A 20,908-nucleotide genomic window follows, 5' to 3' on the forward strand; every position below is an offset into this window, starting at 1 on the left:
CAGGACCGACACCGGTGCGACTGGGAAAAGCCCAGGTCGGAAGTTTCAACCGTTCTCCGACGCCACTTCGGTCAATGACCCGACCGGAAGAGAGACAGCTCCCGGTTGGGCTGTCGGCGTTTACCGGGGAAACTCGCCTCGGACACGCGCTTTTGGTTATCGTCGGTGCGGCCGGGTTCGTGGCGGGATATCTCGGGTGCGCAGTGCTGTTTTTCGAAGGACTCGAGACGTTCGGGCCGGGAGCTCCACGGGGACCCAGCCTGATAGCCGGCGCCTTCGGATCCCTCGGTTGCTGGGGGGTGTTTGCGGTCGGATTCGTCCGGGGGCGCGGCGGCCCGGTCTTGAACGCGGTCGTCTACCCTGTCCCTATCGTCGCGGTGTTGCCGGTCGCGGTTCGGTGGGCTGTGTTCGGTCCCGAAATCGGCGGCCTGCTCGACCGGTTCGGGTTCGTATTGTTCCCGGTGGAAGTGCTGGTTTCCGCCGCCGCGTTGATTCTCCCCGGTGCCGTCTTTTTCGCGTCGCTGCTCGCGGTGTGGGCGGCGGCCCTCGACGAGGACCGTCGGCGTGCCTGGCAACGCGAACAGCTCTCTCCCGAGTTTTACGAGGAGTTCGTCGAAGAGTCGGAACGGTGATCCGGCTCCCGACGAGACCCCCGGCATCGCCGCCGAGAGGGTTATCCGCGAGTTCATGCCACACACTAACATGACAAAAATAAACAGGGGAGCGACGCCGATCGAACGGCTGTTGTGGCGGTACGAAACGACCGACACGAGAGATCCGAAGAGTCGAACAGACGCAGCCGTATTCGGCGGATTTAATCGGCCACGGGGCGTACGCTCGACCGGATGGAAGACGGCTACCGCGGCGTCGTCGGCGCGATCCCGTTCGCGTTCGGACAAAGCGACTCGTATCTGTTCAAAAGCTACGCCGTCGTCGGGACGCTCGTCGCCGCGTTTATCGGGACGCTGTTCGTCCTTGGGGTGATCGTCCTGCTCGGACAGACTGGTGGGCGGGCCGGCACGCTCTCGTTTTCCCGGAGCTTCGTACTCCTGGTCGGCGTGCTGCTGGTGGCACCGCTGCTTGCGCCGACGCTTCTGGTGGCTCGCAGACACCGTCGCGGCACCGGCCACGACCGGCGGTACGACGCCGCGATGGCGGCGAGCGGCTATCTGTTTCTTCTGGCCGTGTACGCCGGCGGAGTTGCCTCGATGCCGGAGTGTTTCCTCCTCGACGGCGAGACGGTGTGTCGGCCGCCTCCCGAGGGACTGACCGCTCCCGTCGTCGCCACACTGTATGCGGTTCCACAGCTCCTCTCGCCGGTTTTCCCCCTCGTTGCGGCGCTCCTCATCGGCGTGTTCCACCGGCTCTTTCGGTGATCGGGAGGGGAGTACACGCAGTTGTCGAGGGATGACGAAACGGGGAAACCCCTCCGGCGGATACCATCCGTCGATGACCGACGACGATACGAAAGAGAGCACGTTTCTCGTCACACACGCCGACGAGGAGTCTGCCGTACTGAAAGACGTCGCGGACGGACAGGTACACACGCTGGAGTCGAATCCGGGGCTGTCAAAGGACGAAGCGGTGGACGGTGTCGTCTCCTCGGATTCGTCGCTCGGCGTTGTCTGGCGGCTCGTCGAGTTCGAAGGGCAGCGCAGCCTCACGCTCGAGGAGAGCGACGAGCCGCCGACCGCACACGAACGGGAACTCGCCACGGCACAACCGGTCGGCGAGCTCACCCGGGAAACACGCGCCGGAGTCGGGGAGATTCACGTCATAACCGTCGAGGAGTCAGAGACGGAGGCGGCAGTCGCCGACGTTCTCGAGGACAGGGAGGCGACGCTCTCGCGGGCCGCCCGGCTGGGCGTCTCTCGGGTCGAAATCCGATCGGAGCCGGGCGTGATCGCGGTTCGATACCTTCCCTGATCGAGCGGGCCGAGTATCCAGGACCGCCGGTGCCGACGTACATTTTAACCTCGCGGACCGTAGCCTACCCGTATGGAACTAGAGCTGCGATTCTTCGCGACGTTCCGCGAGACCGTCGGAACGAAGACGACGACGCGGGAGTTCCCCGACGACGCCGTCGTCGGCGACGTCCTCGAGGCGCTCGAATCCGAGTACGCGGATCTCGAGGGGCGGCTGCTCGACCAGGGGGAGCTGGCCTCACACATAAACGTGCTCAAGAACGGACGCGAGGTGTTGCACATGGACGGACTGGAGACGGAACTGGTGGATGGCGACACGCTGTCGATCTTTCCCCCGGTCGCCGGCGGGTGAGCCGTGGTCGACAGCATCGATCCCGACGGGTGGGACCGTCGTGAACGGTCCTTCCGCGGGATATCTCGCCGGCTCGCCGCCAGATATCTCCGCAACCTGGGCGGGGAGTTCGTCGACGCCGCCGAGCCGGAATCGGCAACCGAGATCGAAGGGAACGGCTGGCGGGCGGCCCTCGCGACGGACACCGTCGAGATCGGTCGCTCGCTAACGCTCACCGAGGTAACCGTGACGTTCGAGGGTGAACCGGCGATCCTGGACCGACTGATCGAAGACTTCAAACGGAAGGCGATGCGGGCGGGTGGCTGATGTCGGAAGAAGAGCCGTTCGAACAGCACCTGCCGTTCGACGGCCCGGTGTTGCTGTACGCCGCCGCCACCGCGAGCGTCGCGCCCAACCGGCTGCCGGAGCTGCTCGTCGACGGACAGGAGTTGCTGTCCGGGCGGATCGGGACGTATCGACGACAGTACGAGTGTGTCCGGGAGGGCTCCGACCGGTCGGTCTTCCTGGTGCCGACAGGACACTGGGAGGAACTCGGCAGGGAGCTGGGTGTTACCGACAGAGAGGCGGACGCGCTCCGACGGGCACACGAACGACAGCTCTGGCGCGTCGGCGCCGAATCCAAACGTCGCGAGGAGTTCGACGCCGCCCTCGAGATCCGCGAGGCGGTCGTCATCGGTCGAGAGTGAACGGCGCCCACTCCCGGACTCCGTCGGAGAAATCGACAGGCGTTTGCCTGCCGGTCGTCACGTTGCCGTGTGGACGGGGAGGACCTTCGAGCCGGAGTCAGGGACGCGTCGCCGCTGTTTCTGGGTATCGTCCCATTCGCGCTGGTCGCCGGCATCGCCGCCGTCGAGGCCGGACTGACCCCGGTGCAGGCGGTGGCGACGTCCGTGATCGTCTTCGCGGGCGCTGCACAGCTCGCCGCGCTGGAGCTGCTCGGCGAGACGGCCCCGCTTTCGGTCGTCGTTGCGACGGCCGTGATCATCAACCTCCGGCTGGTAATGTACTCCGCGTCGATCGCGCCACACTTCCGGTCGTTCCGGCGTCGGATCCAGGCGCCGCTGTCGTACGTGCTCACCGACCAGGCGTACGCGCTGTCGGTAGCGCGGTTCTCTCGCGAGGGAGACACCGACCGGCTGTCGTACTATCTGGGCGTGGCTGGATCGATCTGGCTGGTCTGGCAGGTGGGCACGGTCGCGGGCGTGTTGCTCGGTACGGGCGTTCCGCCGGAGCTGGGGCTCTCGTTTGCGGTGCCGCTCGTGTTCCTGGCGCTTCTGGTGCCGGCGATGAAGGACCGTCCCACGACCGCAGCCGGCGTCGTGGCGGCCGTCGTCGCGGTCGGAGCCGCCGGCGTCCCGTACAACCTGGGACTTCTGATCGCCGCCGTCACTGGAATCGTTGTCGCCCTCGCGGTCGAGGCAGGTGAGAACGTGTGACCGAATACGGCTACTGGACGGTGTGGCTCGCGATCCTCGTCATCGGCGTGGCGACGTTCGCGCTGCGGTTTTCGTTCATCTACCTGTTCGGCCGCGTCGACGAGGTGCCCCCTCGCGTTCGGCGGGCACTCAGGTTCGTTCCGCCGGCGGTGCTGGCCGCGCTGGTCGCGCCGGCGCTTGTGACGATCGATCCCGACGTCGGGCTCGCTGCCTCACTGATGGACGAACGTCTCGCGGCGGGGCTGGTCGCGGGCGGGGTCGCCTGGCGCACGGAGAACCTGTTTTTGACGATCGCCGCCGGGATGGGCGCGCTGTGGCTGTTGCGGTTCGGGTTCGGCATCGGGCTGTGAGGGAGGATCGAAAACGGATCGGACGGACTCCGCCGCAGTTTTTACCGTCGGGGCTCGAAGGGCGGGTATGCGACTCCGGTACGTCCTCGGCCTGCTGCTTTTGATCCCGCTGGCCGACGCCCTGCTTTTGGTCGTGGTCGCGGGGTACATCGGCGCGGCCGCGACGATCGCGCTGGTGGTGCTCACGGCGCTCGTCGGGATGCTGCTCGTGCGCGCGGAGGGGAGACACACCCTGCGTCGGCTTCAGCGCAAGGCCGCCCGCGGGGAGCCGCCGACCGACGAGCTCATGGACGGTGCGCTGTTGATCGCCGCCGGCGCGTTCCTGCTCACGCCGGGGCTGGTCACGGACGCGATCGGGATCCTCATCTCGATCCCGATCACGCGGTATCCGATCCGGGAGGTTCTCAAACGGTACGTCGTGGTGCCGTACCTCGACCGGGAGATGGACGGCTTCGTCACCGGGGGCGTCTGGACCCACGGCTTCCCGGACCCCGACGAGTTCGAGGGGAGTCAGTTCGGGAGGGGACGATTCGACGGCGCCGACGGCCCAGGTGGGCCGGGCGCCGGCGTCGGATTCGGCCGCGAGCGGTTCGACGAAGATCAGGAGTTCGGCGGGGACGACACCAGGACCGGGACGGAGAAAGGCGACGGCAACGACGTCGTCGACGTCGATTTCGAGGTCGACCGGGACGACGACAGCGCCGGGAACCACGACGCCACGGCGGAGAAGGGCGACACCACCTCCGAGGACGACGGAGACGAGGACGCTCGCGACGTCCCGCGCGGATAGGAGGCCGTTCTCTCGGGGGCAATCACCTCGCCGAACGACGGTTTCAGCACCGGAAATCGACGGACGTAAACGCGATATCGAAAGGAAAATCTTAAACAGTTACCCGCGCAACGACCTATTGCGCTCACCTGGGCCAATAGCTCAGTCAGGTTGAGCGCTCGGCTGATAACCGGGAGGTCCGCGGTTCAAATCCGCGTTGGCCCACCTACCATCCTGGCCCTTTTCGGCCGGGAGAGATTGGGGCCGGGAACTCCCCAGCCACCCAATTTCGGCATTCTACCCCCGAGAGAGATCGGTCTCGCGGTTTGAACCGGAACAGCGTATTCCACACGTCCACGGCGTACTGCGATCCTCGTTAGCCGGGGGTGTGTTGGCGTGTCGGCCTCCGCCGATGTTTATAAAATCGTGAAGCGGAGGACAGAAGTCATCGTCGCCACAGCCTCAATCGAGTTCCGCTCCACCTGAAGCGAAAGTCCCGCCGCGGCTACCCGTCGGTCACTCTGGCTCTTCGCTATCGTCCATCAGTGACGATATGATGAGTCGCTTGATGCCACGTCGAAGGAGCCCACTGGCTGCAGGTTGAGAGATATCCAGATCGCCAGCGACCTCGCTAAGAGTTGTGTTCCGTGGCTCTTCGAAGTATCCCGATTCGACCGCGACGAGGAGCGCTTCCCGTTGGCTATCGGTCAAGCCGGCGTTCGTATTCCCCAAACTAGCGTATTCGTTCACGCGCAGTAACTCGATGGTAATGTCGTTCTGTTGTGCATACTCCCAGAGAGAAGCCAGACCCGTTCGCTCGGGCATCCACACTGTGAGGATCCAGGCGCTCCCGTCGTTTTCCATGTCGAGGATGACCCCATTCGCAGCCGAAATTACTGGCGAGACGATCTTCGCCTCATCTGTATACACGAAGCTATAGATCGCCTCCCCGTCTCCGGTTTCGATGACCCGTTCGAATTCACCAATCGTGCGGTCATTCCGTAATCCCTCTTCGAACTGGCGGAAATCGGACGACGTTATGTGATAGAAGAATTTTCCCGACGTCGGGTCAGTTCCTGCCTCCGACACCGACTTGACTTTCGAAGTTGGGTCATGCGTAACGGTCTCTGTGAGCACGATGTCAGGATGTTCGACCCGGACGACCGCTTTACTGTCGGCCATTGCTGTGGGGTAGAAGTTTTCAACATATGAGTATTTGCGATCACAGTTTCTGAATGCGAGTCGTGTCTTGGAGTAGGAATCCGCAGACCCCGTCACAGCTCGTCTTCGGAGAACCGACTTCTACTCGTCTACGTCGTTCCTGTCGTGAATCTTGGCCTGTTCGCGGGCACTGGGATTGGCTGACTCTTTGAACGGAACCTTCGCCAGCGTCGCATAGACGGGTTCATCGGGCACCTCGGCGTACTCGTCCGGGAGGTGCACTCCGAACTCGACGTCGGCGTCGACGTCATATATCGAGTCGTCGAGGGGGACGTCCGTCGCCTCCTGCAGTTTCTCCGCCGGCACGTATCCGAGGCCGATGTTCGTCTCGAGTTCCGGATTCCACCACGCCGACGTCAGGTAGCCACATTCCTCACCCGTCTCCGGGTCCGAGATGAGCCAGAAGTCCGGAGCCCACTCCCGGATCGGTTCGCCCGCTATTTTCAGCCCGACCAGTTTGTGAGCGAACGGGAACTCCCCGTTTTCGATCGCTTCCTTCTGGCGTTCCAGTTCGGCTTTGCCGACGTAGTCTGCGTCCTTGTCGTCGGGAACCTGATAGCCGAGGTTGACCTGGAACGGCGACGTCTCGGAGTCCATGTCCTGACCCAACGACAGGATACCGGCAGCGACACGTCGGTGATGGGAGACTGCTGTCACGCCACCGCCGTGGTCTTTGACCGTCTCGAGTACTGGATTCCACACCGCTTCGGCGTTTTCCGTCGCCTCGCGGACGTAGATTTCGAACCCTTCTTCTCCGGAAAAGCCCGTCTGGCTCACCATCACCGGAACGTCGTTGATCGTCGCTTCAAACAGTCCGTAGTAGGGAACGCCTTCGGCGTCGTCACCGATGAGCGACTTCATCACGTCGAGTGATTTCGGGCCCTGAATCTGCATCGGCGAGACGTCGATCTCGTCGATGTCGACCTCGAAGTCGGTTCCGACTGCGACCCCTTGCAACCACTGCATCAGATCGGAGTCGGCGATGGAGAACCAGAACTCGTCGTCGTCGGGTCGCAACAGGACGAAGTCGTTGAGGATCCCGCCGTCCTGGTTGCAGCAGATGGCGTACTTGCCACGCATTGTCTCGATTTCAGTCGCGTCTCGGGTGATGACGTAGTTGACGAACGCCTCGGCATCAGTCCCCTTAACGCGGATCTGACGCTCGACGGCGACGTCGAACAGCGCTACGTGGTTGACCAGCAGTTCGTACTCGGCTTCCAGTCCCCCCTCTTCGGGGTCGATGTACGCCCGAGGGTGGTACATATCGTTGTAGACGGTCGCCTGCCAGCATCCCTCCTCGACGGAGAGGTGCCAAAACGGTGACTTCCGAATCCGGGTAGAGATCAGGAGGTCGACGTCTGCGTCGCCTGTTTGTCGAAGGTTTCTGGGAACGGTACGATCCGATTGGTCGACACTGGGGTGGTTCGGGTTTCCGGACATTGGGATCTATTTCAGTGATTCAGCGTAATGGTAGAATGTTGATACAGTAGCTCTGTCTTGATCTTTGGCATGGTTTCCCTGTCCCATATAAAAGAATAGAAGGCACGCAACCGCATTGCTCTGTAGCTTATAGGTATAACCTACTTATATCGGGTGAGATGATTTTAGTCTGCGATCGACATCGTTCGGGAGGGAGGCCTGGCGGAGCATCTTGCCGTTCCAAGTCGTATCCGCTCTTTCCGGAACTCGAAATCAAAAGTGTTCCCCATCAGTCGTCCGCTTGCCGTGTTTTTGGCAGATTCGGGGATTTCAAAGGTGAGATCCGACACAAAATTCCAGTCTTCTATACAAACATGAAAGCCTACTCCAGGACAGCGAAGCCAAGTTCTGCACGAAGATCTGAGGTCGGAGCTATCTCGTATTCGTCGGACTCATTAGCGTAGTCCATCGCTGTATCAACGTGGTTGTCTCCCGTCCGGTATGCCCCCCGTTGATACGCCTGTGCAGCATCGCGTAGCGATCTCGCTCCTTCCATTATATATTCTGCCCTCGTGCGAGCTTCCTCTCCAATCTCGGCTGATTCCCCTTCCTCAAGTTCTTCGCATACATTTCGGGTGTCCTCGAACTTCGCGACCGCCTCACCGAAACTGATGAAAGATTCTTCTGCCCACTCTTCTGCTTCGGCATCCTCGCGATCTTCAAGATGCGCCACTGCTTCATTCCATGCCGATATTCCATCGTTCCACGCCGATATTCCATCGTTATAGGCGTCAACCGCTGCGATTCGGTCAGTGTAATCGGGGATCCGATCCTCGGCCTCGTTACTCATTATATGCGCCGGTTCATCGTCGTGATCGAGGCCGAGAGTATGCCCGAGTTCGTGTTTTAGCGTCTCTTGCGTCCACTCGCGCCGATAACCTGCGACAATTCGTATATTCGCTGTCTCTGGTGCTCTGGTTTGAATCAGCGGAGCACACCCCATTATCTCACCAGTGTGGGTTCCACAGGTCACGATATCCTCGACGACAGTTATCAGTACGTCTACATCGTCGGCATTAGGCCGATAATCGTATTCGATCAGATAACCGGCATATGTTTCTGCGTTTTCTTCCCAGTACTCCAGCGATACCTCGACGATATCGTGTATCTCTTCTTGCGCAGGCACTTCCTGCGCGAGTCCGACGACGAGCGTTTCTTTGTTGTACGGGTTCGGGTGCGAAACACTGAGACTGATCCCTCTACTGTCGCCGTCAGTCCGAACTTCGAGGTTATATTCGCCAGTGAAGAGCCTCACCTCTTCGATTTCGAATGAAACAACTTCGCTCGAGCGTGGTTCAACTGCGATTGACTCGTCAGCATATACTTCGTTATCGATAGCGACAGCGACACGGTTTTCACCCGATTGATCTCCTTCATTCCTAACCGACGCCTCAATCGAAAACGTCTCGTTGTGGTCCACGTCAGACGGAACGCTCAGTTCGTCGACGACAAACGATGCCGGTTCCGGTTGTCCGACCATTAACTGCACTTCGTCGGTATCCGACCCCGTCGCCACACGCACTGTGTGTTGACCTGCGTCGTATTGGGTGAAGTCGACGGTCCTCAGAACGGTTTGGTATTCACCAGCTGGAACACTAATTTCGCTGCTATCCTCCTGTTGCCCCGATATTTCAAAAACGACTGTTTCAGTGAACTCCGCGTCGCCAGTGTTTTCCACCCGAATTTCGATATCAATGACCTCAGTATAGCCGACCAACGATGGGACAGTTATCTGCGCGACTTCAAGCCCCTTATCACCTGCCTCACCAGTACCTTCCGGCGTCGGTTCATCAACAGAATTATCTGATACAGCACTACAGCCAGCAACAGCTCCAACCGCAGCAGTCGCGCCCGTCGCCAGTAATGTTCGGCGCTTCATTAGCTCTAGTTTAGCCCAATCGTGTGTTAAAATTATGGCACGAATGAATTAGTCCTCGAGTTCGTCTGCGTCGCATATCTCACAAGGTGCGCATATCCCACTGCACAAACCCGCAATCAAGATGATTTGATTTGTTCCCTGTTGTCGAACAGTACCTCAAGGCCTCCATTCGTCACGACACACCGACGACTACGGACGATGATCCCTAATCACGACTCGAATAGATTGACCGAGAATCCCCCCGCCACCCAATACAGTCGCGATACGACCCGGAGAGAGAACCTCTTTCGTTCGCCTTCTGCCGTCACCCCAGCACGAACGGGAGCCACAGGTACGTCGCCGCCGTCGCCAGGACGATCCCGAAGAGGTTGAGCCAGAACCCCACCCGGGCCATCTCCGGGACCGTCATGTAGCCGCTCCCGAACACGATCGCGTTCGGCGGCGTCGCGACCGGGAGCATGAACGCGTACGACGCCACGAGTGCGGTGATGGCCATAAGCGAGATCGAGGGAACGCCCAGCGCGTAGCTGATCCCGATCATCAGCGGGACGAACACCGACGCAGTTGCCGTGTTCGAGTTCACCTCCGTCAGGAACACGACGACGGCCGCGACGGCCACGAGAACCAGCAGGAAACTCATCTCGGGAAGGGCGCCGATCAGGTCGGCGATCCATCGATCCAGGCCACTCGCCTGGAACGCGTTCGCGATCGAAAACCCCGCCCCGATGAGCACGAGCACTCCCCACGGGAGCCGCCGGGTCGACGACCAGTCGAGCAGGAACGTCCCGTCGGTGCGATCGGCCGGAACGACGAAAAGCAAGATTCCGCCGACGATCGCGATGACGGTGTCCGAAACCGCAGGGGCGATCGGCTCGATCAGGAACGGACGGGAGATCCAGCCGACCACGACCAGCCCGAACACCAGAAGCGTCCGCCGCTCGCCGCGGCTCATCCGCCCCAGTTCATCCAGGCTCCGCTCGATTACCTCGCCGCCGCCCTCGATCGTCTCGGTTTCCGGAGGGAGGGTGTACACCAGAAACAGCCACGCGAGCAACATGAAGGTGGCAGACACCGGCGCGGTGAACAGCATCCAGTCGAGGAACCCGACGGTGATCCCCAGGGAGCTTTCGGCGACGCCGGCGAAGATCGCGTTCGGCGGGCTCCCGATCAGGGTCGTCGCACCGCCGATGGAGGCGCCGTAGGCGATCCCGAGCATCAGCGCCAGCCCGAAGTTCGTCTTCGGGAGCGTGTCCGGATCCCGATCGGCGTCGAAGACGATCTGCTCGACCGGTTCCTGTGGGAGTTCCATCCCGCGTTCCGCCGGTGAATCCGACAGCGCGGCGAACTTGAGGATGACGGCGCCGCCGATCGGGACCATCATCATCGCGGTCGCGGTGTTGGAGATCCACATCGAGAGCCCGCCGGTCGCAACCATGAACCCGAGAACCAGCCGGCGGGAGCTGAATCCCACCGTACGTATAACCTGCAATGCGAGACGCTCGTGTAACTCCCACCGTTCGATCGACAGCGCCAGGAGAAACCCGCCCAGAAGGAGAAAGACGATCGGATCCGCATACGGCGCCGTTGCCTCCGCGATCGAAACCACGTCGGTCACCGGAAACAACACGACAGGGAGCAACGCCGCCACGGCGATCGGGACCGCTTCGGACACCCACCAGATGGCGATCCACAGCGTCCCCGCGAGCACTGCAGCTGCCTCGGGAGGCATCCCGAACGGGTTCAAAAAGTAAATCGAGAGGAACGCGAGCGGTCCGAAGAGCAGCCCGATGCGCTCGCGTGTGAGACGTCCGTGCACGGTCCAGGTTGAGTTCGTTCGAAGTCTCGAATTATTCGATGGTCATTCTGCCGACAACTTCCACCATCCGGAGTTCGTAGACGGTAAACTGCATGTCCTCGATCGCCTCGTCGAACAGCCGGAACGGCTGGAACCACTCGTTGAGTGTCGCGTCGTCCAGTTCCGTCTGCCACTCGTGGAGGGTGCCTCGAACGAGAATACTCCAGGATTCCTCGGAGGTGGCATCGTAACACACGAACGTCGCGGTGTCGGTCGTCTCGAGGAATCGCATCTTCTCGCCCTCCTCGAACTCCGCCGAGCCGGATTCCCCCACCCGAAGGAGAAACCGATCGCCGTCGTAGTGGTAACTCAGGGGGATCGCATACGCGTCGTCGCCGTCTGCCAACCCGAGGACGCCGTGTTCCCCGGACTGCAGATGGTAGTCGACGTCCTCCTCGTCCATCCCCGCAGTGTACACGTAGTTGACATCTTCCATAGAGACCGTTCGTCACCGGAGGTAATATACGCTCGCACGGGATCGGCGGGAAAACACTACAAACGAACAGCGGAAGCTCGTGGACATGGTTCCCGACGAACCGACACGCACCGGTCACCTCGGACAGATTCGGGGAGTGAGCGGCCCCGTCTAGTTCCGTCCAGTTCGAATTAGCAAAATTGGTGCCCAAACCACAAGCAGAGACCAATTTATCATCTTAACTAGCGAGGGAAAAAGCAGACAACTAAACATACAGTCGGATTCCGGCACAGTTTTTGTAATCCAGAGATAACTTTCGATTGACGCCGATCGGCGGCGTCGGGAGTCCACCATGATCGAACGGATACTACTACCGACGGACGGGAGCGAGGCGGCCGAGAACGCGATCGAGCGGGCGTACGAACTCGCCGAGAAGTTCGACGCCGAACTGCACGCGTTGTACGTCATCGAGGTGGAAGCGCTGCCGACGTTCGCGAATCTCGACAGTGAACCGATCAGGGAAGCACACCGGCGGCGAGCGGAGGAGTTGCTCGCGGAGATCGCGGAGAACGCGCCCGACGGCGTGGACGTGACGACAGTGATCGAGGAGGGCCACGCCGAGAAGTACATCGTCGAATACGCCGAGGAGAACGACGTCGACGTGATCACGATGGGGACCCACGGTCGGGAAGGTCTCGGGCGCGTCCTGATCGGCAGCGTCACCGAACGCGTGGTTCGGGAAGCCCCGTGTTCGGTGATGGTGACGCCGATCGAGGAAGCGTAGCGCTCGAGCGCAACAGCCACCGTTTTCAGTCGCCGAGGACGGTCACGTTCCCGAACTCGAATCGGGCACCGCCGGAGTCGCCGTCGACGATCTCGACCGTCCAGCCGTGGGCATTGGCGATCCCGTTCACGATCGCGAGGCCGAACCCCGTCCCTTCCTGATTGGTGGTGACTCCGGACTCGAAGACGCGCCCGCGTTCTTCCTCCGGAATTCCCGGACCGTCGTCTTCGACGTAAAAACCGTCCGGCGAGGTACCGACCGTCACCGTCACTTCCTTACCGCCGTGCTCCACCGCGTTGCGAAAGAGGTTCTCGAGCAGCTGTTGCAGCCGATCCGGATCCGCCTGTACCCGGTGGTCGGTTGTAATCCGTATCTCCGCGCCCTCGCTTTCGACCATGCCCCAGGAGTTCCGGACGACCGTCGACAGTTCGACGGGTTCGGGGTCGTCGATCGGCTGTCCCTGTCTCGCCACCGCGAGGACGTCCTCGATCAGCGCTTCCATCCTCTCGAGTGCGTCACGTGCAGCCTCGAGATGCTCGCTGTCGTGTTCCTCGCGGGCCAGTTCGATCCGGCCGGTCGCGACGTTGAGCGGGTTCCGGAGGTCGTGTGAGATCATTCCCGCGAACTCCTCGAGACGCTCGTTTTGTCGCTCGAGCTCCTGTCGATATCGCTCCCGGTGGGTGACGTCGGTGAGCGTAATCGCCCGGCCCAGTCGGGTGTGGCCGGTCGTGAACGGGTTCGTTGAGAGCTGGTAGTAGCGGACGTCTCCCTCGCGGTCGATCTCGATGAGCTCCTCCCCTGCAGCGACGTGGTCGGCAAAATGTGGAACGACCGCCTCGAGTCGCTTCCCGATAGCGCCGCCGAGCGCGGGGAACAGCTGCAGGGCCGGACGGTTGTAGTCCCACAGCTCTCCGTCGTCGTCGAGGACGACGACCGGGTCGTCTCTGGCGCCGGCCAGTTGCACCCGCTGGAACCGATCGAGGAAGACAAAAAGCACCCCGATCGCGAAGGCGGCGACACCGATCGGCGAGTAGGTGAACTGGAGGACGACCGGCGAAACGGCCCCGAGAACGTCGAACACGACCGGAAGTCCGGTGAGCGCCACGAGAACTGCGAGCGGTTTGGTGTCGCCGCCGACCTGAAAGAACAGCTCGTACAGCATGAAGAACCCGACCACCGCAAGCGAGTACGCCAGCCCCATGACGAGCCAGTGGAGCGGCTGGTGAAGCACCGCGAGGTGGGAGAACGGCACCGTCGCGAGTTCGGTCGTAAAGTACTGACCGTGCAACGGATTGGTGAGTTTGACTGCGACGACGGCGAGATACACTCCGAGCGCGAGCCGTCGGATGGTGGCGTCCCGGTGTAACGATCGCCCGGTGTACGCCGAACAGAAATACAACCACGGGCCGACCGCGGCAAATCCGACGACCAGGCCGGCGACGTAGAAGCCATACTGGAACGACGGGGCGGGTGCGAGCAGATAGCCGACGTGTGTCGTCGCCCAGGCACCGCTCGCGAGCAGCAGCGTGTACAGTCCCCACTGGGTGTCTTCGTCGTCGACTGCGTCGACCTTCGCCAGACTCGCGAAGGACCCGGCCGCGGCAACAGCGAAAAGCAGAACGTATCCGAGAAAGAGCGGATCAATCGACGAAGTCGACAGCACCATTACGATAGACGTACCGTCCACCTGTATCAACGTTTTGGAACGTCACCCGACGGTCGGGTCGTCGTCGGAGTTGTCGTCACCGCCGGGATCCGACTCCCCTTCAGTTCCCTCCCGATTCTCGTCCATCTGCCCGGACTCGTCGTCCTCCGTTCCGTCGTCGGTTTCCACCGATTCATCGTCTCTGTCCACAGTTGCGACGTCGGAGCCCGATGTCGGCCGATCCGAGACGGGAACGATCCCGGTGCGAATCGCGATACCGCCGACCACCAGCACCAGCCCGAGGCCGACGAGCACCCACGATTGAGCGAAGAACACCGCCAGGGTTCGATCGAGCAGACCGAGCGACAGTTCCACGAATTCTGGCTGGATTTCCCCGTGGCCTGCGGCGGATTCCAGCTCCTCGACGACGACGTCCTGCAACACGGTCAGGCCCGCGAGGGGGACGGCTCCGGCGAGTGCGGACGCCGATCCGACGACGAGAAGGCTCGTCGATCGGGTGACGGCGACCCAGCCGACGAGCGCCGAGACGACGAAGGCAATCACCGGCAGCACGATGGCGAGGAGACTCAGAAGCGACACGCCGTCACGGACCGTCTCCAGCTCCTGTCTGTCCTCGTCGGTCAGCCCTTCGGTCAATTCGACGGTGTCGGGAAGTTCCTCGTCGAGTTGGTTGTGCGCCGCCGTTTCCGCCGCCTCGAGGAGAGTCGCCTCGGCGTTCTCGACGCGTTCGATGAACTCCCCGTAGGTGAGGTCCGCCTCGATCAACCCGTCGACGTACACCGTCCCCAGTTCGAGTGCAGCGCGTTCGACCGCCGGCGGGTACTCTTCCTGTGCGAGATCGGCTTCGAGTTCGGCGATCGCCTCCTCGCGGATCTCCTCGCGCGATTCGTCGTACGCCTCCTCGAGCTCCTCGTCGGTGAGGTACGGCGTGGTTTCCTCCTGAATGCGCTGTTTCTGTTCCTCCTCGAACTCCGCTCTCGTGGCTTCGAACTCCGTTTCGCTTTCCCGCAGCGCAGCGAACCGCGGATCCGTCTCGGCGATCTCCTCGACGTCCACGAGTGACTCCGCGATTTTCGCCGCGAGGTCGTCCTTCAGTGGTGCCGTCTCGAATGCGAGATACAGTTCCTCGCGCTCGCCGTGCAGATACGCGTACAGACGGTCGACGTTCGCGTCAGTCTGTTCCTGGACATACTCCTCGGTGAGCACTTCGCCGAGCAGTTCCTCGGGATCCGGCTCGCCCTCGGCAGTACCGTCGGCCGGTTCCTGCTGTTTTGTGATCCCCGCTTGCATCTCCTCGAGCAGAACCGCGTACCCGTCCTCCTCCTCGAGGCTCTCTTTCACGAAGTCGCCCTCGAGGGCAGTCCTGTCGACCCCGACGACGAGGTTGGCCCCCAGAAGCGAGAGCAACAGCACGACACCGAGAAACCCCACGACGAGAGTCCGCCCCAGATCACGCACCATATGTCACAGCTATTACCACCCCTTCAAATACTGTTCGGTGTAGTTACCGTTTTTGAGAGCCGGACCACCCGACAACCCACCGCAATCGCGAGTGTCACAACGGGAAACCTCTTGACCGGGAGGATACAACTTCGACGTGTCCGCGGCCGCACCGGACGACGACCCACGGGAGTCGAAAACGAGTCATGAGCCACGAACCCGAAAAACAGTACAGCGAAAGCGTCGAGATGTACCTGAAGGAGATATATCTGCTCTCCCGGGACGGTGAGCCGGCCAAAACTGGACTGCTGGCCGACTCGCTGGGAGTGTCCCCACCGAGCGTAACCGAGATGGTCGATCGGCTTGCCGAACAGGGGCTCGCAACCCACGAGAAACACCGGGGGACGCGGCTCACCGAAACCGGGACGCGCGAAGCCGAACGCGTCCTGCGGAAACACTGTCGGATCGAACGGTTCCTCGTCGAACAACTGGGCAAGACCACGGGGTTCCACGAGGAGGCGTGCCGGCTCGAACACGCGATGAGCGACGACGTGGCCCGCGCGCTCGACCGGTTCGTCGACCTCCCCGATGAGTGTCCAGACTGTTACGACCGCGAGGCCGACCGTTGTTCGCGCCTGTTCGGGTGACCGATCCGGAGGACGAGGAACTTTTATCGTCGAGAGGCGTAGCCTCTGTGATGCGTTTCGGACTGTTCGACATGATCGGGCTGGCGACGACGCTCGTGTTCGCCATCCCGCTTGCCAACGTCGGCGTGCTCCGGATCCTGGGCGGGGAGACGCTGTTCGGGGCGGGGCTCGTCGCCGTCGCCGTCGCGATGGTCGTGTTGCCCCAGTTCTTCTTCGATCCGGGGCGGATCGTGAAAGCACTCGTCTCCGGATTGCTCCCGCGGCGCTTCCGGAGCGTGGACGACAGCGACGAAAGCGTCACCGACGGCGGCGACGAGGGGACAGAACCGCAGGACTAGGTCGCCGTCTCTGCTTCTACCGACGGCGCGATTCCGAGTTCCTCAAGCAGTTCGTCGATCGGTTCGGCGCGTGACTCCCCACACAGGAGGACGCTGATCGGGAGCGTCGGCGCGCCCTTGATGACGTTCTCCAGCAGGACGAGACGCTCGCGGGCTCGGGACATCCCGACGTAGAACACCCGGCGCTCGTTGTCGGTCACGATCGGCACCGGGCTCGTCGTCTTGGTGAACTCTCCGTCGATCCCCGGAACGTCTCCGGGATCGTCCACCGAAGCCGCCATCTGTTCGACCACCTTCTCCGTGAGATCGGTGCCGACGAACACGTGATCCGCCTCGCGACCCTTCGCGGAGTGGATCGTTCCGACCCGCACCCGATTGGGATCCATCCCGTGGTAGTCGCCCGCGAAGTACGCCTTCACGGAGTTGCGCTGGAAGCTCGTTACTTTCCGGAGCATGTCGCCGGCGCTTGCGGGGCCGGGCATGAACGGGACTCGATCGCGGATCCGGTCGGGATCGACGTCGATCTTGGCGATGTCGTCGACGTCGGCCGCCTCTTCGATCTCCTCGAGCAAGTCGTAAAACTCCTCGCGGTCGTTCGTGCCGAACGCTGACGCCTGCAGCATGTCGGCGAGTCGGCGCGCCTGCAGGCCGGTGACCGGCTCGTCGGCGTCGATCGCTTCGATGGCCCGCACGTAGTCGGTGAGTCGATCCGTCCACATCCGCTGGTCGGTGAGCGCGCTGAAGGGGATCCCGGTGTCGATGAACTCGTCGATGAACTGGAACAGTTGATATCGGGCCCGAAACAGCACCATGATCGTCTCCTCGTCGTCGTTTTCGACGGTGTACCGGACGTTCCGGGCGACCTCGAGCATCGAGGGGTTCTGTTGGGCCTCGACGAGCCCGCCCTCCTTGCGGGGTTTGAGGTCTTTCTCCTGCCGCTTGTCGATGTGTCTGACTTCGGCGTTGACGGCGTCGAGGATCCGCGAGGGAAGCCGATAGGAGTTCGGCAACACGACGTCCTCGTCGACCGGGGTATCGAGGAGGAGGTCGGGGTCGGCACCCTGCCAGGCGTACACGACCTGGTCGTCGTCGCCGGCGATCAGCACCTTCCGCATGTGGGGGCGCCACTCCCGATACACCTCGTACTGGAGGGTCGTGATGTCCTGGAACTCGTCGATCACCAGGTAGTCCACGTTGGGTAACAGTGATCGCTGTGCGACGCGTTCGAGCATGTCGGCGAAGCCGACGAGCCCGTGTTCGCCCTTGTAAGCCCGCCACGCGCGGATCGTCTGGGGAACGTCGATGCGGTCGTCCGAGGACGGCCACGTCGGGGTGTACTTGTTGCCCTCCTGAGCGTTCGGATCGATCTCCGGCGGGAGACGGACCTCCTCTAGGTCCCACTGGAACGGGACGTCGTACCAGTCGGCGACGTCACGCTGGGTTCGCTGGAGCCACTGGGAGGTGGCGATGATCTTGTTGCCGATCGTCGTCGACCGGGCAGTCCGACGTCCGGCGCCGCTGTGCTCGTCCTCGAAGTCGATGCCGTAGTCCTCACAGAACTCCTTTTTGTCGTCTTCGCCCACGACGTCCCCACGCGAGAGGTTCAACAGCTCGTACGCCTTCGCGTGCATCGTACAGACGTTCCCCTGCAGCGATCGAGGGGAAACGTCGAGACGCTCGGCGAGGCGTTCCCGGACCTCGGCTGCCGCCGCCCGGGTGTACGAGACGACGAGGACGTCCCGAAAGGTGACGTCGTCCTCTTCCTCCAGCAGCTCCTCGACCCGATCGAGAAGTGCAGTCGTCTTTCCGCTCCCCGGGCCGCCGAACAGCCGGGTTACCGTCGGGTCCGAACTCATTACACGTTCTCTGGTCCCGAACCCGTATAAACGACGTGGCTACAGTCACGTCGTGAAAACGGAAGAAAAACCGGTCGTTCGACGATCCGACAGTGTGTACCATACACAAACAAAAATTAATATCCCTCCATCCTACGGTCTGTCTGTCCCGGATCCCCGGGTCGATCAACCCATGACCACGTACCCAACCGCGAACCCGTCGACCACTATCCCCAAGTGGTCCGTGCGTCTCGCTCGCGGTGACGTGGTCGGACTCCCGGCCGTCGCCGCGTAACGCACGTTTCCGGCGACGGCTGCACTTTCTCCGCGTGCCGACCGGCGAGGTGTCGCCGTCGCCCCCGACTCCGTTTCGGCCTTCAAACGTCACACCACCCAGCCCCGAATCCAATGGCAGCAGCACGACACGACAGGCGGACAGTCCCCGACAGCCACGAGGCCGACGATCAGGCCCGGATCGAAGTTCGCGTTCGCGTGGAGGTTCCTCGCGACTGCGGTGGCGACCTCCGGGAGGGGGTCGAGACAAAACTCGCCAGGCCGTCGGCGGTCGACCGGCTCGTCGGATTCGAGGTACACGAACTCCGGCCGCGTCTCAACGATCTCAGCGTGGACGCGACCGCACAGTTCCGAACCTCGGCTTCGCCGGATGCCCTGCGCGGTGAACTCGCGGAACTCGTCGGCGTCTCGCCGGCTTCCCCCGAGGATGGCCCCCGCTGACGACTCCGAGGAACGAGACGGTCCCCGCTGACGGCTCCGAGGAACGAGACGGTCCCCGCTGACGCCGAATCGATCGCACCTCGACACGCCCTCCAGGGTCTCCCGGGTGCGAAACGCACTGCGACAAGACAGGAGACGACAATGTTAGACCCCAACCAATCGCCCTACGAACAGCACAGTGCACGCCCCGCGAACGCGTCACAGAACCCCGCGCTCGTGGCCGGCTTCTTTGCGGCGCTGGCCGTCGCGGTCGTCGCCGCCGCGTTCCCCGCGGTCGTCGGCTACCTCGGCGCGATGGCGGTCGGCGCCGTCGCACACCGGGCCGTCGTCTGAGAGGAGACGGTACCCGATCGGCGTCGACCGTCCACTGGACGAACGACGGCTCCGGGGCGAAAACGGAACCACAAGACGGTTTACCGCCACGACTGTTTTTCACAGTATGGACGACTTACTCGACGTCGCTGCCCGGATCACGGCGGGAGGACCCGTGTGCGACGCGTGTCTCGGACGCCCGTTTGCGGACCGAAGCTACGGCCTCACGAACGAACAGCGAGGCCGATCGCTCCGGGTCGCGCTCGCGCTGCGTTCCGACGAGGAGCCAGACGACGTCGAACCCGACGATTGCTGGGTGTGTGAAGGGCTGTGCGGACGGTTCGACGAGTGGGCACGTCGCTGCGTCGAGACGATCGAAGACGTCGAGTTCGAGACGTATCAGGTCGGAACCCGCGTCCCGCCGCTGCTCGCGGAGAACGAACAGCTTCTCAGGGAGGATGCCGGCCTCGAGGACGACGCCGGCGAACCGCTCAAGTCGGAGGTAAACAGGGAAGTCGGAAAGCGGGTCGGCCGACTGACCGACACGGAAGTGTCCTTCGAGCGGCCGGACGTCCAGTTCACCATCGACGTCGCCGACGACCGAGTCGAGCGTCAGATAAACAGCGCGTTCGTCTACGGGCGATACCGGAAAATAGAGCGGGACATCCCGCAGACAGAGTGGCCCTGCAGGGAGTGTCACGGATCGGGGCGCCAGGGGAAACTGGAGTGTGACCACTGCGGCGGGACCGGCTACCTGTACGACAGAAGCGTCGAGGAGCTCACCGCCCCGATCGTCAGGGACGTGATGGACGGCACAGACGCGACCTTTCACGGCGCAGGGCGCGAGGACGTCGACGCGAAGATGCTCGGGACGGGGCGACCGTTCGTGATCGAGGTCTCGGAGCCGACGCGACGGCGCGTCGACGTCGAGCGGCTGGAGGAGGACGTCAACGCGTTCGCCGACGGAGCTATCGAAGTCGAGGGGCTCCGGCTGGCGACCTACGAGATGGTCGAGCGCGTCAAACGGCTGCCAGCCTCGAAGCGCTACCGCGCGACGGTGACGTTCGACGAGGACGTCGACGAGGAGATGCTCTCGGAGGCAGTCGAGTCGCTCGAGGGTGTGACCGTCGAGCAGTACACTCCCAACCGCGTGGACCACCGGCGCGCGAGCAAGACCCGGGAGCGAACGGTGTACGACATCGAGGCCACGCTGGATGGACCGCGACGGGCGACCGTCGAGATCGACGGTGAGGGTGGTCTGTACATAAAGGAGCTGATCTCCGGAGACGAAGGGCGGACGGAACCGAGCCTTGCAGGGTTGCTGGGCGTCGAAGCGACGGTGACTGCACTCGACGTCCTGGCGGTGGAAGGCGAAGAAGAGCCGTTCGAGGATCCGGAGTACTTCCGGGAGTGATCTCCGGACTCTCTTCGGAGTGATCTCGGGGAGGTTCGCCGCACCGAGCCTCGCTC

General features: G+C 62.6%; 23 protein-coding genes and 1 tRNA gene. 16 read left to right on the top strand and 8 right to left on the bottom strand.

From position 1 onward, the window contains the following. Positions 1-74: 74 nt before the first annotated feature. From RH858_RS04520 to RH858_RS04565, 10 genes are all read left to right on the top strand, one after another. Positions 75-632 (top strand): hypothetical protein, encoded by a 558-nt coding sequence (locus RH858_RS04520; protein WP_259535125.1) that lies wholly within the window; start codon positions 75-77, stop codon positions 630-632. Between the two features lie 213 nt (positions 633-845). After that, a complete protein-coding gene (locus RH858_RS04525) occupies positions 846-1,376 on the top strand; it encodes a hypothetical protein (protein ID WP_259535124.1) in 531 nt (176 codons plus the stop codon). A 73-nt stretch (positions 1,377-1,449) separates the two neighbouring features. Next, entirely contained in the window at positions 1,450-1,926 is a 477-nt protein-coding gene (locus RH858_RS04530) for a DUF5812 family protein (protein WP_259536523.1), read from the top strand. A 72-nt stretch (positions 1,927-1,998) separates the two neighbouring features. After that, entirely contained in the window at positions 1,999-2,277 is a 279-nt protein-coding gene (locus tag RH858_RS04535) for a ubiquitin-like small modifier protein 1 (RefSeq protein ID WP_259535123.1), read from the top strand. A 3-nt stretch (positions 2,278-2,280) separates the two neighbouring features. After that, complete coding sequence (locus tag RH858_RS04540) at positions 2,281-2,583, top strand: hypothetical protein (RefSeq protein WP_259535122.1); 303 nt, start codon at positions 2,281-2,283, stop codon at positions 2,581-2,583. Beyond that, a complete protein-coding gene (locus RH858_RS04545) occupies positions 2,583-2,963 on the top strand; it encodes a hypothetical protein (protein ID WP_259535121.1) in 381 nt (126 codons plus the stop codon). Before RH858_RS04540 ends, RH858_RS04545 begins: the two co-directional genes overlap by 1 nt. A 69-nt stretch (positions 2,964-3,032) precedes the next feature. Then, a complete protein-coding gene (locus RH858_RS04550; RefSeq protein ID WP_259535120.1) occupies positions 3,033-3,713 on the top strand; it encodes an AzlC family ABC transporter permease in 681 nt (226 codons plus the stop codon). Next, complete coding sequence (locus RH858_RS04555) at positions 3,710-4,063, top strand: AzlD domain-containing protein (RefSeq protein WP_259535119.1); 354 nt, start codon at positions 3,710-3,712, stop codon at positions 4,061-4,063. Before RH858_RS04550 ends, RH858_RS04555 begins: the two co-directional genes overlap by 4 nt. Positions 4,064-4,130: 67 nt before the next feature. Beyond that, positions 4,131-4,853 (top strand): FxsA family protein, encoded by a 723-nt coding sequence (locus RH858_RS04560; protein WP_310561224.1) that lies wholly within the window; start codon positions 4,131-4,133, stop codon positions 4,851-4,853. 130 nt (positions 4,854-4,983) lie between these two features. Continuing rightward, positions 4,984-5,057, top strand: a tRNA-Ile gene (locus tag RH858_RS04565). Between the two features lie 291 nt (positions 5,058-5,348). On the opposite strand, the gene RH858_RS04570 is transcribed toward RH858_RS04565, so the two are convergent. The 5 genes from RH858_RS04570 to RH858_RS04590 form a co-directional block, all read right to left on the bottom strand. Continuing rightward, the gene (locus RH858_RS04570; protein ID WP_310561225.1) at positions 5,349-6,014 is read right to left on the bottom strand and encodes a helix-turn-helix domain-containing protein; all 666 of its coding nucleotides are present in this window, start codon (positions 6,012-6,014) and stop codon (positions 5,349-5,351) included. Positions 6,015-6,134: 120 nt separating this feature from the next. Further along, positions 6,135-7,493 (bottom strand): glycine cleavage T C-terminal barrel domain-containing protein, encoded by a 1,359-nt coding sequence (locus RH858_RS04575; protein WP_259535115.1) that lies wholly within the window; start codon positions 7,491-7,493, stop codon positions 6,135-6,137. 361 nt (positions 7,494-7,854) lie between these two features. After that, on the bottom strand, positions 7,855-9,411 hold the full coding sequence (locus RH858_RS04580) for a CARDB domain-containing protein (protein WP_310561226.1): 1,557 nt from the start codon (positions 9,409-9,411) through the stop codon (positions 7,855-7,857). 304 nt (positions 9,412-9,715) lie between these two features. Then, on the bottom strand, positions 9,716-11,227 hold the full coding sequence (locus RH858_RS04585; RefSeq protein ID WP_310561227.1) for a DASS family sodium-coupled anion symporter: 1,512 nt from the start codon (positions 11,225-11,227) through the stop codon (positions 9,716-9,718). 31 nt (positions 11,228-11,258) lie between these two features. After that, on the bottom strand, positions 11,259-11,702 hold the full coding sequence (locus RH858_RS04590; RefSeq protein ID WP_310561228.1) for a pyridoxamine 5'-phosphate oxidase family protein: 444 nt from the start codon (positions 11,700-11,702) through the stop codon (positions 11,259-11,261). Positions 11,703-12,033: 331 nt separating this feature from the next. Between RH858_RS04590 and RH858_RS04595 the strand changes: the two genes are divergently transcribed. Further along, positions 12,034-12,465: a universal stress protein gene (locus tag RH858_RS04595; protein WP_259535111.1), complete on the top strand. Its 432-nt coding sequence runs from the start codon at positions 12,034-12,036 to the stop codon at positions 12,463-12,465. 25 nt (positions 12,466-12,490) lie between these two features. Here the strand turns inward: RH858_RS04595 and RH858_RS04600 are convergent, their stop codons facing one another. Both RH858_RS04600 and RH858_RS04605 read right to left on the bottom strand, forming a co-directional pair. Continuing rightward, on the bottom strand, positions 12,491-14,131 hold the full coding sequence (locus tag RH858_RS04600; RefSeq protein ID WP_259535110.1) for an ATP-binding protein: 1,641 nt from the start codon (positions 14,129-14,131) through the stop codon (positions 12,491-12,493). A gap of 42 nt (positions 14,132-14,173) precedes the next feature. Continuing rightward, the gene (locus tag RH858_RS04605; protein WP_310561229.1) at positions 14,174-15,592 is read right to left on the bottom strand and encodes a hypothetical protein; all 1,419 of its coding nucleotides are present in this window, start codon (positions 15,590-15,592) and stop codon (positions 14,174-14,176) included. 185 nt (positions 15,593-15,777) lie between these two features. Here RH858_RS04605 and RH858_RS04610 point away from each other — a divergent pair, with 185 nt between their 5' ends. Together RH858_RS04610 and RH858_RS04615 are read left to right on the top strand one after the other, a co-directional pair. After that, positions 15,778-16,218 carry a metal-dependent transcriptional regulator gene (locus RH858_RS04610; RefSeq protein ID WP_259535108.1) on the top strand — a complete coding sequence of 147 codons (441 nt, stop codon included), beginning with the start codon at positions 15,778-15,780 and terminating at the stop codon, positions 16,216-16,218. Positions 16,219-16,268: 50 nt separating this feature from the next. After that, positions 16,269-16,556 carry a hypothetical protein gene (locus RH858_RS04615; protein ID WP_259535107.1) on the top strand — a complete coding sequence of 96 codons (288 nt, stop codon included), beginning with the start codon at positions 16,269-16,271 and terminating at the stop codon, positions 16,554-16,556. On the opposite strand, the gene RH858_RS04620 is transcribed toward RH858_RS04615, so the two are convergent. Continuing rightward, entirely contained in the window at positions 16,553-18,412 is a 1,860-nt protein-coding gene (locus RH858_RS04620; RefSeq protein WP_259535106.1) for an ATP-dependent helicase, read from the bottom strand. The genes RH858_RS04615 and RH858_RS04620 overlap by 4 nt on opposite strands. 387 nt (positions 18,413-18,799) lie before the next feature. Between RH858_RS04620 and RH858_RS04625 the strand changes: the two genes are divergently transcribed. From RH858_RS04625 to RH858_RS04635, 3 genes are all read left to right on the top strand, one after another. Beyond that, positions 18,800-19,126: a hypothetical protein gene (locus tag RH858_RS04625; protein WP_259535105.1), complete on the top strand. Its 327-nt coding sequence runs from the start codon at positions 18,800-18,802 to the stop codon at positions 19,124-19,126. 141 nt (positions 19,127-19,267) lie between these two features. Continuing rightward, the gene (locus tag RH858_RS04630) at positions 19,268-19,459 is read left to right on the top strand and encodes a hypothetical protein (protein ID WP_310561230.1); all 192 of its coding nucleotides are present in this window, start codon (positions 19,268-19,270) and stop codon (positions 19,457-19,459) included. Between the two features lie 106 nt (positions 19,460-19,565). Then, entirely contained in the window at positions 19,566-20,852 is a 1,287-nt protein-coding gene (locus tag RH858_RS04635; protein ID WP_259535103.1) for a tRNA pseudouridine(54/55) synthase Pus10, read from the top strand. Positions 20,853-20,908 lie beyond the last annotated feature (56 nt).

Source organism: Halalkaliarchaeum sp. AArc-GB, assembly GCF_031432225.1.
In the GTDB taxonomy this organism is placed as follows: Archaea; Halobacteriota; Halobacteria; order Halobacteriales; family Haloferacaceae; genus Halalkaliarchaeum.